The sequence below is a fragment of the Nocardia tenerifensis NBRC 101015 genome (assembly GCF_000308715.1).
Lineage (GTDB): Bacteria > Actinomycetota > Actinomycetes > Mycobacteriales > Mycobacteriaceae > Nocardia > Nocardia tenerifensis.
The window spans coordinates 1-15178 of sequence record NZ_BAGH01000194.1; the positions used below are offsets into that span (position 1 = coordinate 1).

Below are 15178 nucleotides of genomic sequence, written 5' to 3' on the forward strand. Positions count from 1 at the left end.
TTGCGCAGGCGCAGGTAGACGATCGGCGACTCTTCTTCGGGCTCGAACCCGACGAGCAGCACGATCGGCGCGGACTCCAGGTGCTCGTAGCTGACCGACATGCCCTGACCGGCTACGCGCGCGGCGAGGAAGTCGGCCTCCTCGGCCGAGTGCACCCTGGCCCGGAAGTCGATGTCGTTGGTGCCCAACGCGATTCGTGCGAACTTGGCGTAGGCGTAGGCGTCCTCCTCGGTGACGCGGCCGCCCACCAGCACGCCCGCGCTGCCGAGCGCGGCGGCCAGACCCTCGGCGGCGGCGGCGAGCGCCTCGGACCAGGACGCGGGCGCGAGGTTGCCGTCCCAGCCGCGCACCAGCGGCGTGGTGAGCCGGTCGCGCTCGGTGGCGTAGGCGAAGGCCCAGCGACCCTTGTCGCAGTTCCATTCCTCGTTGACCTGCGGGTCATCCCCGGCCAGCCGGCGCAGCACCTTGCCGCGGCGGTGATCGGTGCGCTGGGCGCAGCCGGAGGCGCAGTGCTCGCAGACGTTCGGGCTCGACACCAGGTCGAACGGGCGAGCACGGAACCTATAGCTGGTGCCGGTGAGCGCGCCGACCGGACAGATCTGCACGGTATTGCCGGAGAAGTACGAGTCCAGCGGCTCGGCCTGCGCGGTGCCGACCTGTTGCAGCGCACCGCGTTCCAGCAGTTCGATGAACGGATCGCCGGCGACCTGCTGGGAGAAGCGGGTGCAGCGCGCGCACAGCACGCAGCGTTCCCGATCCAGCAGCACCGCGGTGGACAGCGGAATCGGCTTGGGGTAGGTGCGTTTCTCGCCCTCGAAGCGGGTCTCGGCGCGACCGGTGGACATGGCCTGGTTCTGCAGCGGGCACTCGCCGCCCTTGTCGCAGACCGGGCAGTCGAGGGGGTGGTTGATGAGCAGCAGCTCCATCACACCCTCCTGCGCCTTGTCGGCGACCGGCGAGGTGAGCTGGGTGCGCACCACCATGCCGTCGGTGACGGTCATGGTGCACGACGCGACCGGCTTGCGCTGGCCCTCCACCTCGACGATGCACTGGCGGCAGGCGCCGACCGGGTCGAGCAGCGGGTGGTCGCAGAAGCGCGGGACCTGGATGCCGATCAGCTCGGCCGCGCGGATCACCAGCGTGCCCGCGGGGACGCTGACGGTGGTGTCGTCGATGGTGACGGAGACCATGTCGGCGGGAGCTACCTCGGAGTTCACAGCGGCAGACCCACCCTTCGCCCGACCGCCATCCCTCATCGAATCGCTACGCGAGGCCGTCATCGAGCACTCCTTCCGTATCCTGCGTTGCCAATGAACGCGAATGCGACTCGCCCCCAACACCGTTCGCCCACGCGGTGGACAGCGCCGGATCGAACGGGCAGCCACCGGCGGTGACATGCTCGATGTACTCGTCGCGGAAGTACTTCAGCGAGGAGATGATCGGGCTGGCCGCGCCGTCGCCGAGCGCGCAGAACGACTTGCCGTTGATGGTGTCGCTGATGTCGAGCAGCTTGTCCAGGTCCGATTCGGTGCCGCGGCCCGACTCGATCCGTTGCAGCAGCTGAACCAGCCAGTAGGTGCCTTCGCGGCACGGGGTGCACTTGCCGCAGGATTCGTGCATGTAGAACTCGGTCCAGCGCAGCACGGCGCGCACCACGCAGGTGGTGTCGTCGAAGATCTGTAAGGCCTTGGTGCCCAACATGGAACCGGCGGAGGCGACGCCCTCGTAGTCGAGCGGCACGTCCAGGTGGGCGTCGGTGAACAGCGGGGTGGACGAGCCGCCTGGCGTCCAGAACTTCACCGTGTGCCCCGCGCGCACGCCGCCCGCGTAGCCGAGCAGTTCCCGCAGGGTGACGCCGAGCGGCGCCTCGTACTGGCCCGGCCGTCGTACATGGCCCGACAGCGAGTACAGCGTGAAGCCGGGTGACTTCTCGCTGCCCATCGAGCGGAACCACGCGGTGCCGTTGAGGATGATCGGCGGCACGCTCGCGATGGACTCCACATTGTTCACCACGGTCGGGCAGGCGTAGAGGCCGGCGACGGCGGGGAACGGCGGGCGCAGTCGCGGCTGGCCGCGGCGTCCCTCGAGCGAGTCGAGCAGGGCGGTCTCCTCGCCGCAGATGTAGGCGCCGGCTCCGGCGTGCACGATCAGTTCGAGGTCGTAGCCCGAGCCGAGGATGTCGCGGCCGAGGAACCCCGCCTCGTAGGCCTGCGCGACCGCGGCCTGCAGCCGGCGCAGCACCGGCACCACCTCGCCGCGCACGTAGATGAACGCGTGCGCGGCGCGGATGGCGTAGGAGCCGATGACGATGCCCTCGATCAGCGCGTGCGGGCTCGACAGCATGAGTGGAATGTCTTTGCACGTACCGGGTTCGGACTCGTCGGCGTTGACCACCATGTAGTGCGGCTTGGTCACGCCGTCGGCACCGGTGCCCTGCGGGATGAAGCTCCACTTCATACCGGTCGGGAAGCCTGCGCCGCCGCGGCCGCGCAGGCCCGCGTCCTTGACGGTCTGGATCACCTGGTCGGGGTCCATCGTCAGCGCCTTGCGCAGGGCCCGGTAGCCGTCGTGGCGGCGGTAGGTGTCCATGGTCCAGGACTGCGGGTCGTCCCAGTACCGGGTGAGCACGGGGGTCAGCGTCACTGTGCGGCCTCCGAATTCTGTTGCGGGGCAGCGCTGTCGGTCACCGAGGGCGCGGTCATGCCGTGTTCGCGCGCGACCTCGAGCCCGGCCAGGGTGGCCTTGCCCGCCGCGCCGTCGAGCACGCCGGGGCGCTCGTCGGGGAAGCCGGCCAGGATGCGCGCGGTCTGTTTGAACGTGCACAGCGGCGCGCCGCGCGTCGGCGTCACCTGTTGTCCCGCACGCAGCGAATCCACCAGTGCGCGAGCCGATTCCGGCGTCTGGTTGTCGAAGAACTCCCAGTTGACCATGACCACCGGCGCGAAGTCGCACGCCGCGTTGCACTCGACGTGCTCGAGAGTGATCGCCCCGTCCTCGGTGGTGTCGCCGTGGCCGATGCCGAGATGTCGCTCGAGTTCGGCGAGGATCGCGTCGCCGCCCATCACCGCGCACAGCGTGTTGGTGCACACGCCGACGTGGTAATCGCCGGTCGGCGTGCGCCGGTACATCGAGTAGAACGTGGCGACGGCGGTGACCTCGGCGCCGGTGAGGCCGAGCTGGTCGGCGCAGAACTCGATGCCGGTGGCGGTGACGCAGCCCTCCTCGGACTGCACCAGGTGCAGCAGCGGCAGCAGCGCCGAGCGCGGCTCGGGGTAGCGGCCGATGATCTCCTTGGCGTCCAGCGCGAGCCGCTCGCGGACGGACGGCTCGTACGGCTCGGGCCGGGTGGTGAGCTTCAGGAGGATCGCGGTGCCGGTGTCCGCGGATATCCGATCGACGGTCATGACTGCTCCTCGCCGGTGTGGGTCACGCGCACAGCGCTGGCGCTTGTCATGGGCACGGCATGGGTGCTTGTCCTGGGCACAGCGCCGGTGTCCATCGTGGGCGCAGCGCCGATGTGTATCGCGAACTCGCTGTGCCGCACCAAGATTCGCTCGCTCATCGGTCCACCCCGCCCATCACGGGGTCGATGCTGGCGACCGAGGCGATCACGTCGGCGACCATGCCGCCCTCGCAGGTCGCCGCCACCGCTTGCAGATTGGTGAACGAGGGGTCGCGGTAGTGCACCCGGAACGGCCGGGTGCCGCCGTCGCTGACCATGTGCACGCCGAGCTCGCCGCGCGGGGACTCCACGGCCGTGTACACCTGCCCGGCCGGCACCCGGATGCCCTCGGTGACCAGCTTGAAGTGGTGGATGAGCCCCTCCATGGAGGTGCCCATGATCTTGCCGATGTGCTTGGGGGAGTTGCCGAGTCCGTCGGGGCCGAGCTGCAGGTCGGCGGGCCAGGCGATCTTCTTGTCGTCGACCATCACCGGGCCGGGGCGCAGCTTGTCCAGGCACTGCTCGACGATCTTGAGCGACTCCTTCATCTCCTCCACCCGGATCACGTAGCGGCCGTAGCAGTCGCCGCCGGTGGTGGTCGGGATGTCGAATTCGTAGTTCTCGTAGCCGCAGTACGGCTGGGCCTTGCGCAGATCGTGCGGCAGGCCGGTGGCGCGCAGCACCGGGCCGGTGACCCCGAGGGCCATGCAGCCCTGCAGGTTCAGGTAGCCGATGTTCTGGGTGCGGGCCTTCCAGATCGGGTTCGAGGTGAGGAGCTGCTCCATGTCGCGCAGCCGTTTCGGCATCAGCTCGAGCAGCTCGCGGACCTTGGTGACGCCGTCGTCGGGCAGGTCCTGGGCCAGGCCGCCGGGCCGGATGTAGGCGTGGTTCATCCGCAGGCCGGTGATGGTCTCGAACACGTCGAGGATCAGCTCGCGTTCGCGGAAGCCGAACAGCATCGGGGTGAGCGCGCCGAGCTCCATGCCGCCGGTGGCCAGCGCGACCAGGTGCGAGGAGATGCGGTTGAGCTCCATGAGCATGACGCGAATGATGTTGACCCGCTCGGGAATCGCGTCGGTGATGTCGAGCAGCTTCTCCACGCCGAGGCAGTACGCCGTCTCGTTGAAGAACGGTGAGAGGTAGTCCATCCGGGTCACGAAGGTGACGCCCTGGGTCCAGTTGCGGAATTCCAGGTTCTTCTCGATGCCGGTGTGCAGGTAGCCGATGCCGCAGCGCGCCTCGGTGACGGTCTCGCCCTCGATCTCGAGGATGAGCCGCAGCACGCCGTGCGTAGACGGGTGCTGGGGGCCCATATTGACGACGATGCGTTCCTCGCCGGCACCGCGCAGGGAGTCGGAGACCTCTTCCCAATCCTGCCCGGCGACGGTGACAACCGTGGGTTCCATTAGTTGTAAGCCCTCCGCTCGTCGGGCGGCGGTATGCGCGCGCCCTTGTACTCGACCGGGATCCCGCCGAGCGGGTAGTCCTTGCGTTGCGGGTGACCGTGCCAGTCGTCGGGCATCAGGATTCGGGTGAGCGAGGGGTGCCCGTCGAAGACGATGCCGAAGAAGTCGTAGGTCTCGCGCTCGTGCCAGTCGGTGGTCGGGTACACCTCGTACAGCGACGGAATGTGCGGGTCGGCGTCGGGCGCGGACACCTCCACGCGCAGGCGGCGATTGTGCGTGATGGACATCAGCGGGTACACCGCGTGCAGTTCGCGTCCCGTGTCCTCGGGGTAGTGCACGCCGCTGACGCCGAGGGACAGCTCGAAACGCAGTGCGGGATCGTCGCGCAACGCCCGCGCGACGGCCACCAGATGCTCGCGCTTGACGTGCAAAGTGAGTTCGCCGCGGAACACGACGATCTTCTCCAGCACGGTCTCGAGCCGGGTGCCCGCGGCGGCGACCGCGGTGCGCAGCGCGGCGACGACCTCATCGAAGTAGCCGCCGTAGGGCGCGGGCGTGCTGCCGGGCAGGCTGACCGGGCGGACCAGGCCGCCGTAGCCGGAGGTGTCGCCGGATCCGGTGACACCGAACATGCCCTTGCGCACGCCGATCACCTCGGCGCCCGCCGCCTGCGGATCGTCCTCGCTCGGCAGCGTGCCCTCGGGACCTGCCGTCGCGGCCGCGTCGATCTCGTCGTGCGCGGTGGCGGTGTTGTTGTTGTCGGTGGAGTCGAATGTCATCGCAGCAGACCCTCCATGCGGATGGTCGGGGTCGAGGCGAGCGCCGCCGCCTCGGCGGCCCGGACGGCCTCCTCGCGATTGACGCCGAGCGGCATCTCCTGAATCTTGGCGTGCAGGGCCAAGATCGCGTTCAGCAGCATCTCCGGGCGCGGCGGGCAGCCGGGCAGGTAGATGTCGACCGGCACCACGTGGTCGACGCCCTGGACGATGGCGTAGTTGTTGAACATGCCGCCGGAGGACGCGCAGACGCCCATGGCGAGCACCCATTTCGGCTCGGTCATCTGGTCGTAGACCTGACGCAGCACCGGCGCCATCTTGTTGCTGACCCGGCCCGCGACGATCATCAGATCGGCCTGCCTCGGCGAGGCGCGGAAGGCCTCCATGCCGAAGCGCGCGATGTCGAAACGGCCCGCGCCGGTGGCCATCATCTCGATGGCGCAGCAGGCCAGGCCGAAGGTGGCAGGCCACAGCGAGCCCTTGCGCAGATACCCGGCGAAGTCCTCGACCGTGCTCAGCAGAAAGCCACTGGGCAGTTTTTCCTCTAACCCCATATCCGACTAACCTTCACTTCCACTCGTCGCCCGAACACGTTGCGCGGCAATCACTCCCAGCTGAGGCCACCGCGTCGCCATTCGTAGGCGTAGGCCACGGAGACGTTGAAGATGAACAGCGCCATCGCGGCGAGACCGAAGAGACCGAGCGCATCGAAGTGCACTGCCCACGGGTAGAGGAACACGATCTCGATGTCGAAGATGATGAACAGCATGGCGGTGAGGTAGTACTTCACCGGAAAGCGTTGGCCCGTCACATTTCCCGGGCCGCCCGCGATGGCGTGCGGGGTCGGTTCGATACCGCATTCGTACGCCTCGAGCTTGGCTCGGTTGTCGCGCTTCGGCCCGACCAGGGCCGCCATGACGACGGAGAACACCGCGAAGGCCGCGGCGATCGCGCCTAGTACCAGAGTGGGCATCTCGATATTCACGACTGCGCTCTCCCTTTGATCTGCGCGAGCCCCTCCTTGCGAGCTGGAGCCTGCGGGTGGGTCGCCCGTTGCCGGACAGCAGCTTCCGAGGCGGGCTGACGTCGTTGTCCGCCTCGGCCAGACACGCCCCATGGCCTTGCTCGACGCGGGTAAGGGCTGGCACCCGCGCTGCTGTGAGCTACGGCACAGCCTACAACTGATCGCTCTTAGTGCCGCAGGTTTGGTCGCTGCGTTTGATCTAATTCGCGACGCCGATTTATGACTGAAACGGGGGTAATCCGCGGCGTTGTCACGTGACGTTGGTTGACCGGTCAGTCTGTCCTGCGAAAACAGTGTTTCCGCAGGGGTTTTCGAGGGCTCCGGGTCCGGTCGTTCCGGCGCGAGCCGGTCCCGGGGCGGGGCATGCGGTAGCTAGTTCGCGGCTATCGTCCCGCCGGACCGCGGGCGGTTTGCCCGAATCGCCAAGAGGCGTCGACGGCGGCTCGAGATGGACCAATTAATGCACGGTCTGCATAAGTCGCGGGGATTGTTCAGGCGGCCGGGCGGTTACGCAGCAACCCGACGACGGCCTCGGTGAGCCGAATCGGATCGATCGGATGCGGGACCGCCGCCTCCGCGCGCGACCACTTGGCCAACCACGCGTCATCCGGGCGACCGGTGAGCACGAGCACCGGTGGGCACTGGTCGATCTCGTCCTTGAGTTGCTTGGCGATGCCCATGCCGCCGGTCGGGGCGGACTCACCGTCGAGGATGACGAGGTCGATGCCGCCCGCGTCCATGCGCTCGATCACCACGGGGCCGGTGGCCACCTCGAGATAGTCGAGTTCGGGTAGTTCGGGGTGCGGGCGCTTGCCCAGGGCCAGGATCACCTGGCGCCGGGTATCGGCGTCGTTGCTGTACACGAGTACCCGCAGCGGGGTGGTACGAGTCGAGTCGGCCACAGGCGAATGCTACGTCCGCGAGGGTCTCGTCCGTGGCAGGTTGGGCCAGATCGGTCCCGCGCGTCGCCCCGGGAAGGCTTGCGGCCGAAGGAACATCGCAAGTTGTCCGTAAGAATCGGCCGGTAGAGTCCCCGAAATGCGGGGCGATCTGACCGATCTGCTCGTCGAGACCGACGTGTGGACCGATGACATGCTGGACAGTGCCGGGATTCCGGTGATCGATGTGCCGTTCGTGACGATCGGCAGCGGGATCGGCTCGTTCGTCACCTATGACACGCTGCGGATCTACGGGGTGCCCGCGCGGTCGATGGCGGTGCTGGGGCCGCAGGAACATCCGTGGTCGTCGTATGAGTATCTGACCCGGGTGTCGCAGATTCCGCGCGGGGAGCGACTGCGCAGCGATTCGGCGTCGGAGCCGGACAATATGTGGGGCTTCCCCTCGTACGCGGTGCGCGAGGCGATCGCGGACAAGTCGATCAGGCCGCTGTGGAACGTCTTCGTGGAGCCGATCTTCGCGAACTACTACACGCCGCGGGCCGGGCAGGCGTTCGCCGGGATGGAGCGCGAGTTCCATCGCGTCGACTACGCGAGCTCGTTGCATCGCGGGCAGGTTCGCATGGTGCGCAAACGCCACGGCGGCGGGTATTTCACCATCCTCACCCCGGCCGCGGGGTCGACGCCGACCAAGCGGGTGGCGTTCCGCAGCACGTATGTGCATGTGGCCGTGGGTTATCCGGGGTTGAAGCTGCTGCCGGATCTGCAGGAGTATCGCGAGCGGCATCGCGACCCGACGCGGGTGGTGAACGCCTATGAGCCGCACGAGCACGTCTATCAGGCGTTGCAGCGCAGGCCGGGCACGGTGCTGATCCGCGGCAGCGGGGTGGTGGCCAGCCGGGTGTTGCAGCGGCTCATCGACGATCGGGACAAGCTGCGGCTCGACACGCAGATCCTGCACCTGTTCCGTACATATGTCGCGAGATCGCACGGCAGGAATGTGTTCAACCGGCGCAAGGGTTCGCACGGCTGGGCGTATCAGGGGTTCAACTATCCGAAGTCGGTGTGGGGCGGGCAGCTCAAGCAGAAGATCCGCACCCTGCAGGGTGAACAGCGCGCGGCGGCGTACAAGGAGATCTCCGGCACCAACACGCCGATCCGGTCCTCGTGGCAGGAGCAGCTGCGGCGCGGGCGCAAACAAGGCTGGTATCAGGTGATGGCCGGGACCATGCGCGCGCCGCGGCCCGCCGAGGGGCGACAAGGCGTGGTCGCCACGATCATTCCCGACACCACCGCCGAGCTGCCTACTCCGCCGCCGACACAGCCGTTCGACACCACGGTCGACTACATCATCGACTGCACCGGGCTCGAGGCCGACATCCGCGAGCACCGCCTGCTGGCCGACCTGCTCGACCACGTCGGCGCAGGCCGAAACCCGGTGGGGCGCCTCGACGTCGACACCACCTTCGAGTTGATCGGCACGCGCAGCGGCACCGGGCGCATCTACGCCTCCGGCAGCGCGACCCTCGGCGGGCCGTTCGTGGGGGTGGACACGTTCCTGGGTTTGCAGATCGCCGCGCAGGAGATCGCCGACGACCTCGCGGCGCTCGGGTTCTGCCGTCGGATGGGTCCGCTGCGTTCGACGAGCCAGTGGTGGTCATGGATGATGAACAAGAAGATTTGAGCTGATGGTTCCTACTTTGAACGGGCGCGTCCAGACCCGTGTCCTCGCCCTGGGCGTGATCGGATTCCTCGTCGCGCTGATCATCACGCCGGTGCTGCCGACCGGGTCGCTGAGTCTCGGGCAGTCCTATCGGGTGACGTTGTCGATCCTGCTCGCCACGGTTCTCGTCGGGGTGCTGTGGGAGTTGCTCTACCATTTTTTGCAGCAGTTCCGGTGGGAAAAGGATTGGCCGACGCTGTTCGGCTTCCTGACGATGGTCAACGAGGGGGCGCTCATGTGGGTGCTCGTCCGGTACACGACCGTCGTGCTGCCCGAGTCGCTGCGTCCCTCGGCGACCGCGTTCCTGATCCAGTTCGTCGTCACCTGGATCGTATTCTGGCTCATCGTGAACGGGCCGATGCGGGTCGTGTTCCATAGGTGGCGATTTCAGGGTGGCAGGTTCGTGTGAGTAGGCAGATAGAGGTTCTTCCCGGAGGTCACCTGGTGGCCGGCGCCGGGGGTGTGGTCGTGGTGGTCGCCCACCGCGCCGGTGGTGTGGTGACCGCGGATTCCGTTGCGGCGCGGGCGATGACGGCGTTGCTCGAGATCGTCGGGCAGGCGGGCTCGGGGGAGCCGCGGCGGCGTGGACGCACGGTCGCCCGATTGGCCACTAACTGGTTGATGGGGTTGGACAACGGGGATGAATACGACGTCGAATTCGGGGTGATCACGCCGGGGGACGGCGGTGTCGCCGTGTTTTTGCACGGCGGGGTGACGGCGGTGTTGGACGGGGCGGAGCGGTCGGAGATCCTGCGGGGGCGGGAGGCCGGGTTCACCGTCGACCGGGTGGTGACGCCCGCGCCGGAGGTGGGGGTCGGGTTGTTCGTGGACGAGGTGGGGCGCGAGGTCGAGACGCTGCCTGCGCGTGGAGTTTTCGCGTTGGGGGAGGGTACCGCGCCCGGGGCCGGGGCGGTGCTGTGGTTCGATGCGGCGGCGGGGCGTTCAGAACTCAACGCCCCGACCAGTTTTGCGGCTGCACTCGAGTCCGAGGCTCGGTCGGGTTCCGGCGCGCACCGAGAGTCGGCGCAGCACAGGGCCGTAGCGCGGACCGAATCGGAAGCTCAGTCAGGGCGCGGGCTCGAAGCTGCGTCCGAGGCTTCGGATTCCGGGGCTCACCGTGAGTCGGCGGGTCGGCAAGAATCTGCGGCCGAGCCGGGCGCTGAGGTGGATGATCAGCCTGCGGCCCCGCGGTTCGACGCTCAACGAGCGTTCGATATCGGGCGCGGATCCGATGCCCAGGTCGCCGACTCCCGAGAGCTGGATGGCGAGGCGCGATCGGGGTTCGATGCCGGGCTGGGTTCTGATGCCCAACCACAGTTCGATGCGCACCATGCGGCTGGCGTCCCGGCCGGGCTCGAGGCGCGGACGGGATTCGCGGGTCGCTCGACGGCGGACGCCGCGCCGGGCGCCGAAGCGGATGGGACGCTTGCGGTTTCACGGATCGACGCCGAGCGAGCGTTCGACGCTGAGCGCGGCCCCGATGCCGAACCGGCAGCCGGCATCGAGCGGGGGCTGACGGCTCATCCGGAATCGGACGCCCAGACGGAGTTCGGTGTCGAACGCGAGTCCGATATTCAGGCCGCGGACTCGCGGGAGCGGGACGTCGAGGCGCGATCAGGTATTGATGCCCAGCCGAAACCGAGAGGCCGTCGCAGGGCTGAGAATCGGCGAGGGTTGGCGGCTCATCCGTCGGCGGGGGCTGAGGCCGGTCGGCCGTCGGCGGCTGATCCTGAGGTCGATGCTGGGCGTGGGCTCGATGCGTCGCTCGGGTTCGACGCTGAACGTTTGTCCGGTGCCCATGCGGAGGCTGAGGTTCAGCGTGAATCGTTGGCGCAGAGCGGGTCTGACGCCCAGCGGGGTTCTGCTGAACTGCCCCGGTTCGATCCTGATGGCGCAGGGGATGCCGAAGGTGAGCGTGCGGCTCAGCGAGGGCCGGCGTCCTTCTCATGGACGGACGTCGAGGCGGGGGATGAGGCGGAAGCGCACTCGGCGGTGCGTCCGCAGTTCGACGCCCAACACGTGTTCGATGCTGAGCACGGGGCCGACGCGGGCGATGATGCTCGGCATGACTTCCCGGCACAGAGTGGGTTCGGTGCTGCGGCGCGGGATGCCCAGCGAGGGATCGATGTTCAGGCGGAGGGCGAGGCGGGGTTCGGCGCACACTCGCAGGCCGGCGTCCAGGCCGCGTTCGATGCTGAGCGTGGGGCTGATCTGGGGGTCGGGTCTGAAGGTGACTCGAAGGCAGGCGTCCAGCGTGGAGTCGATGCCGAGCGCGCTGCTGAAGTGCAGGCGGGGTTCGATGCTTGGCATGGGCCTGAGGACCAGGGTGCGGCCGAGGGGCATGGCGCGCCTGAGCTGGGACGTTTGCCTGAGCCGCGGGGTGGGTTGGGACCGCAGCGGCGCGTCGAGCCGCATAGTGAGCCTGGGATGCGCGGGGAGTCCGAAGGGCGCGACGAGGTGGGGTCGCGTGAGGAGTTCGAACGTCAGCACCTAGCCGATTCCGACTATGCCCGCGAGGGTTCTCATTTCGGTGAGGCGAGGGTGACGGCGGAGTCGTACGGAATGCCGAATCTGCTTAAGTCAGACGGGTTTTCCGAGGAGGCGACGGAGAACTACAGCACGTCGCCGATATCGCGTGAGCCGGCTGCGGAGTCCGGGCTGACGGGGGATGGACCAGGCAGTTATCCGGGCATACCGGGAGAACTCGCGACCGAGTCGGCGGACATCCCTCGCATCGCCGGTGGTGCGGGGCTGGAGGATTTCGAGCATGCGGTGGGCGAACACTCGCCGCTGGGGACGACGCCGCCCAGCATCGCTCTTCCGCAACGCGATCAGCGCACCGCGAATGCCGAACAGTCCGAAGGTGCTCCGCCGCCGGCGAGGCCGCCCTTGCCGCGCCGGGATCGGTCGGGTTTCACCAACACTCCTCGGGCGGAAGGTGATTCGCCGCTGGAGAACGCGGCGCCCCCGGGCCAGCGCTGGACCGACCCCGCGAATGCTCGAGGCGCGGGCGAAATATCGCAACCCATGAACGTGGCGCCACCGCGCGTGGAGGTGACACCACCGCGACCGCTTCAGTCCTACCCGGCGCAGGGCGAGTGGCCGGCCGAGGATTCGGCCGAGCGGCCGACGCCGCAGCTGCGCAAGCCCACCGGTCCCGTGCAGCCTCGCAGCGGCGAACAGCCTGACGTTGCGCACCATCCATCCGGTGGGCACGGGGTGACCGACAATCCTTACCGCAACGTCGATTTCGAGGAGACCCTCGTTCCGGGCGGCGCGGTCGGGCGGGTCGCCGACACCCCGACCGTCCTCGAGTCGGCAGGGCCGGGGGTGGTGGTCAAGGGATTCAAGTGCGCGCGTGACCATCTCAACGATCCCCGGGTGTCGTTCTGCGCGGTGTGCGGTATCCGCATGGACCAGTTGACGTGTGTGCTCACCGACGGTGTTCGCCCTCCGCTGGGCCTGTTGCTGCTCGACGACGGGACCTCGTTCGTCCTCGACAACGACTGCGTGCTCGGCCGCGAGCCCGAGCACGCGGAGGCCGTCGCCCGTGGCGCGCGCCCGGTCCGCCTCGAGGACGCCTCCGGCGGAATGTCGCGCGCGCACGCCGAGATTCGGCTGGTCGACTGGGACGTCACCGTCATCGACGGCGGCTCCACCAACGGCACCCACATCCGCCAACCGGGCCACCAGGAATGGACCCGCGCCATCCCCGGCCACCCGATCAAGCTGGCCCCCGGCGCCCAGGTCCAATTAGGCGGCCGCACCGTGACTTTCGACTCCCAACACGGCCAGCTCTAGACGCGTTCGTGGTCAGGGGGTCGCGCCACACCCCCTTGATCACGACATCGCCCTCCACACGCAGGGACGTAGCCCAGTCTGCCCGAGCGCATCCGCTCGGACCGAGGTGAGCTGACCCACATCCCTTGCGGAACCCGCCTTCTCGACGTTGAATCGACGTAAGTAACCACTTACTTACCTCGAAAGGTGCGATGAGTTCCCAGCCGCAGACCACTCGCGAGCACATCATGAGCGAAGCATTGCGCCTGTTCGGCGTGCAGGGCTTCGCGGCGACGTCGGTGGCGCAGATCGAGAAGGCGGCCGGACTGTCCGGCGGATCGGGGGCCCTCTATCGGCACTTCCGTTCGAAGGACGAGCTTCTCGTCACCGCGGTCGAATGGCGACTGGCCGACCGCGGCGACTGGGCGATGTTTCTCGAACCCGGGTTCTCGATCGCGCCCCTGCTGGCCGAGGCCGGGCCCGACCGGCTCGCCCAGCTCACCGCGCTGTGCCGGATCGGCCTCGATCGGCTGGAACACGACCGGGACGTGAATCGAATTCTGTTGCGCGACAACACCGTGCCCGCCGAGCTGCTCGACGTCTTCCGCAGGGTGGAGTACGACATGGTGATGAGCGTGGTCACCCGGGCGCTCGCCGAACTCGCCGGACCCGAACGCGCGCAGCAGGATTGGCACGACACCGCAGCTGTTCTGGTCGGCGCCGTCGCGCACTTCTGGTTGATCAGCGATGCCTTCGACGGTGCGCACCCGGCCGGCCTCGACGCCGACCGCTACCTGCGCTCGGCCGCCGAGCTGATCCTCGCGCGCCTCGACTGAACCGTAGCTCGCATGCCGTACCGGCCCGACCACACCCGTCGATCAGGAGGACAGATTCCGATGAATACTCGAATCACCGTGGTAGGCGGTGGAATAGCAGGTCTCACCGCGGCCATCGCCTGCGCCGAGGCGGGTGTCCCGGTGCAGCTGCACGAAGCCCACCACACGCTCGGTGGTCGCGGCCGGGCCACCGCCGAACCCTATGTCGCGCATGAAGGTGCGCACGTCTTCTACGCCGACGGGCCGCACTACACCTGGCTGAAGCAGCGCGGCTTCGTGGCGGGTCTCGGCTGGCCCGCACCCACGGCGGCAGGGAAACTGGCCTTCCGCGCCGACGGACGGATGCGGCGAACGCCGCCCGCGGGGGTGCTGCGAGCGATGGCGAACGCGCGGCTGCGGCCGCCGGTGGATCAGGACTTCCGCAGTTGGGCCACCAGCACATTCGGGCCGCGAGCCGCCGAACAGATCGCGAACATGATCAGCGCCGTCACCTACGACGCCGACACCGGTCGATTGTCGGCCGTGTTCGTCTGGGAGTTGTTCCAACGCGTCTTCGGCCCGCGGGTGCCCGCGGTCCGCTGGGTGCGCGGCGGCTGGCAACGGGTGATCGACCGGATGGCCGCGCGCGCAGTCGATCTCGGCGTCACGGTGTCGACCGCTTCCCGAGTGGACGCCCTGCCCGAAGATGGGCCCGTGATCGTGGCCACCGAGCTGGCCGCCGCCCGCAAGCTGCTGGGCGAGGACACACTGCGCGGCGAATCCGGCTACGCGGTACTGCTCGACGTCGCGGTGCGCGCGTCCCGTGCTGATCGGGTACTCGTGTTCGACCTGGACGAGGCCGGTTTCCACGAGTCCTACACGATGCAGGACGATGCCATCGCACCGCCGGGTGAATCGCTGTATCAATTGCAGATGCCGGTGCGGGCGGGCGAATCGCCGAAACAGGCCCAGCAACGGCTGAGCCGGCTTGCCGACCAAGCGATTCCAGAACGAGCCGACCGCACCACCTTCGAACGCACGGCCACCGCGAAAGGCCGGACCGGCGCCCTCGACCTGCCCGGCCACACCTGGCGCGACCGTCCCGCCATCGCTCGCGGCAACGGAATCTTCCTGGCCGGAGACATGGTTGCCGCACCGGGAATGCGCGGCGAGATCGCCATCAACAGCGGTGTACTCGCCGCCGAAGCGGCCGTAGCCGCGGCCCGAGGCCGCTCCGCCCGGACCCGAGAGGGAACGAGTGGCGGACGCTTCTCGGGCGGTGCCGCCGTCAGCTCCTCATGATCGTTTGACCAGTG

At 68.3% G+C, this 15178-nt stretch carries 13 protein-coding genes; 5 read left to right on the forward strand and 8 right to left on the reverse strand.

The window, feature by feature from the left end:
- From ON39_RS16440 to ON39_RS16475, 8 genes are all read right to left on the reverse strand, one after another.
- A partial coding sequence (locus ON39_RS16440; RefSeq protein WP_157195482.1) for an NADH-quinone oxidoreductase subunit G occupies window positions 1-1256 on the reverse strand: 1256 nt, incomplete at its 3' end.
- A 7-nt stretch (window positions 1257-1263) separates the two neighbouring features.
- On the reverse strand, window positions 1264-2643 hold the full coding sequence (nuoF, locus tag ON39_RS16445) for an NADH-quinone oxidoreductase subunit NuoF (protein ID WP_040735070.1): 1380 nt from the start codon (window positions 2641-2643) through the stop codon (window positions 1264-1266).
- A complete protein-coding gene (nuoE, locus tag ON39_RS16450) occupies window positions 2640-3404 on the reverse strand; it encodes an NADH-quinone oxidoreductase subunit NuoE (protein ID WP_040735071.1) in 765 nt (254 codons plus the stop codon). Before nuoE ends, nuoF begins: the two co-directional genes overlap by 4 nt.
- Before the next feature lie 154 nt (window positions 3405-3558).
- A complete protein-coding gene (nuoD, locus tag ON39_RS16455) occupies window positions 3559-4848 on the reverse strand; it encodes an NADH dehydrogenase (quinone) subunit D (protein ID WP_040735072.1) in 1290 nt (429 codons plus the stop codon).
- Complete coding sequence (locus ON39_RS16460) at window positions 4848-5627, reverse strand: NADH-quinone oxidoreductase subunit C (protein ID WP_174412533.1); 780 nt, start codon at window positions 5625-5627, stop codon at window positions 4848-4850. Before ON39_RS16460 ends, nuoD begins: the two co-directional genes overlap by 1 nt.
- Window positions 5624-6178: a NuoB/complex I 20 kDa subunit family protein gene (locus ON39_RS16465; RefSeq protein WP_040735073.1), complete on the reverse strand. Its 555-nt coding sequence runs from the start codon at window positions 6176-6178 to the stop codon at window positions 5624-5626. The genes ON39_RS16460 and ON39_RS16465 overlap by 4 nt, the downstream gene beginning before the upstream one ends.
- Before the next feature lie 50 nt (window positions 6179-6228).
- Window positions 6229-6597, reverse strand: a complete 369-nt coding sequence (locus ON39_RS16470) for an NADH-quinone oxidoreductase subunit A (RefSeq protein ID WP_373283695.1) — start codon at window positions 6595-6597, stop codon at window positions 6229-6231.
- Between the two features lie 542 nt (window positions 6598-7139).
- Window positions 7140-7550: an Rv3143 family two-component system response regulator gene (locus ON39_RS16475; RefSeq protein ID WP_040735076.1), complete on the reverse strand. Its 411-nt coding sequence runs from the start codon at window positions 7548-7550 to the stop codon at window positions 7140-7142.
- 136 nt (window positions 7551-7686) lie between these two features.
- Between ON39_RS16475 and ON39_RS16480 the strand changes: the two genes are divergently transcribed.
- The 5 genes from ON39_RS16480 to ON39_RS16510 all read left to right on the forward strand — a co-directional run bounded on the left by ON39_RS16480 (window position 7687) and on the right by ON39_RS16510 (window position 15164).
- The gene (locus tag ON39_RS16480; RefSeq protein ID WP_051186714.1) at window positions 7687-9228 is read left to right on the forward strand and encodes a hypothetical protein; all 1542 of its coding nucleotides are present in this window, start codon (window positions 7687-7689) and stop codon (window positions 9226-9228) included.
- 4 nt (window positions 9229-9232) lie between these two features.
- Window positions 9233-9676, forward strand: coding sequence for a hypothetical protein (locus ON39_RS16485; protein WP_040735077.1), 444 nt, complete (start codon window positions 9233-9235; stop codon window positions 9674-9676).
- A 35-nt stretch (window positions 9677-9711) separates the two neighbouring features.
- On the forward strand, window positions 9712-13068 hold the full coding sequence (locus ON39_RS50600; protein ID WP_246002633.1) for an FHA domain-containing protein: 3357 nt from the start codon (window positions 9712-9714) through the stop codon (window positions 13066-13068).
- 191 nt (window positions 13069-13259) lie between these two features.
- Window positions 13260-13883, forward strand: a complete 624-nt coding sequence (locus tag ON39_RS16505; RefSeq protein WP_040735082.1) for a TetR/AcrR family transcriptional regulator — start codon at window positions 13260-13262, stop codon at window positions 13881-13883.
- A gap of 60 nt (window positions 13884-13943) precedes the next feature.
- Window positions 13944-15164, forward strand: coding sequence for an FAD-dependent oxidoreductase (locus tag ON39_RS16510; RefSeq protein ID WP_051186716.1), 1221 nt, complete (start codon window positions 13944-13946; stop codon window positions 15162-15164).
- The last annotated feature ends 14 nt before the right edge of the window (window positions 15165-15178 follow it).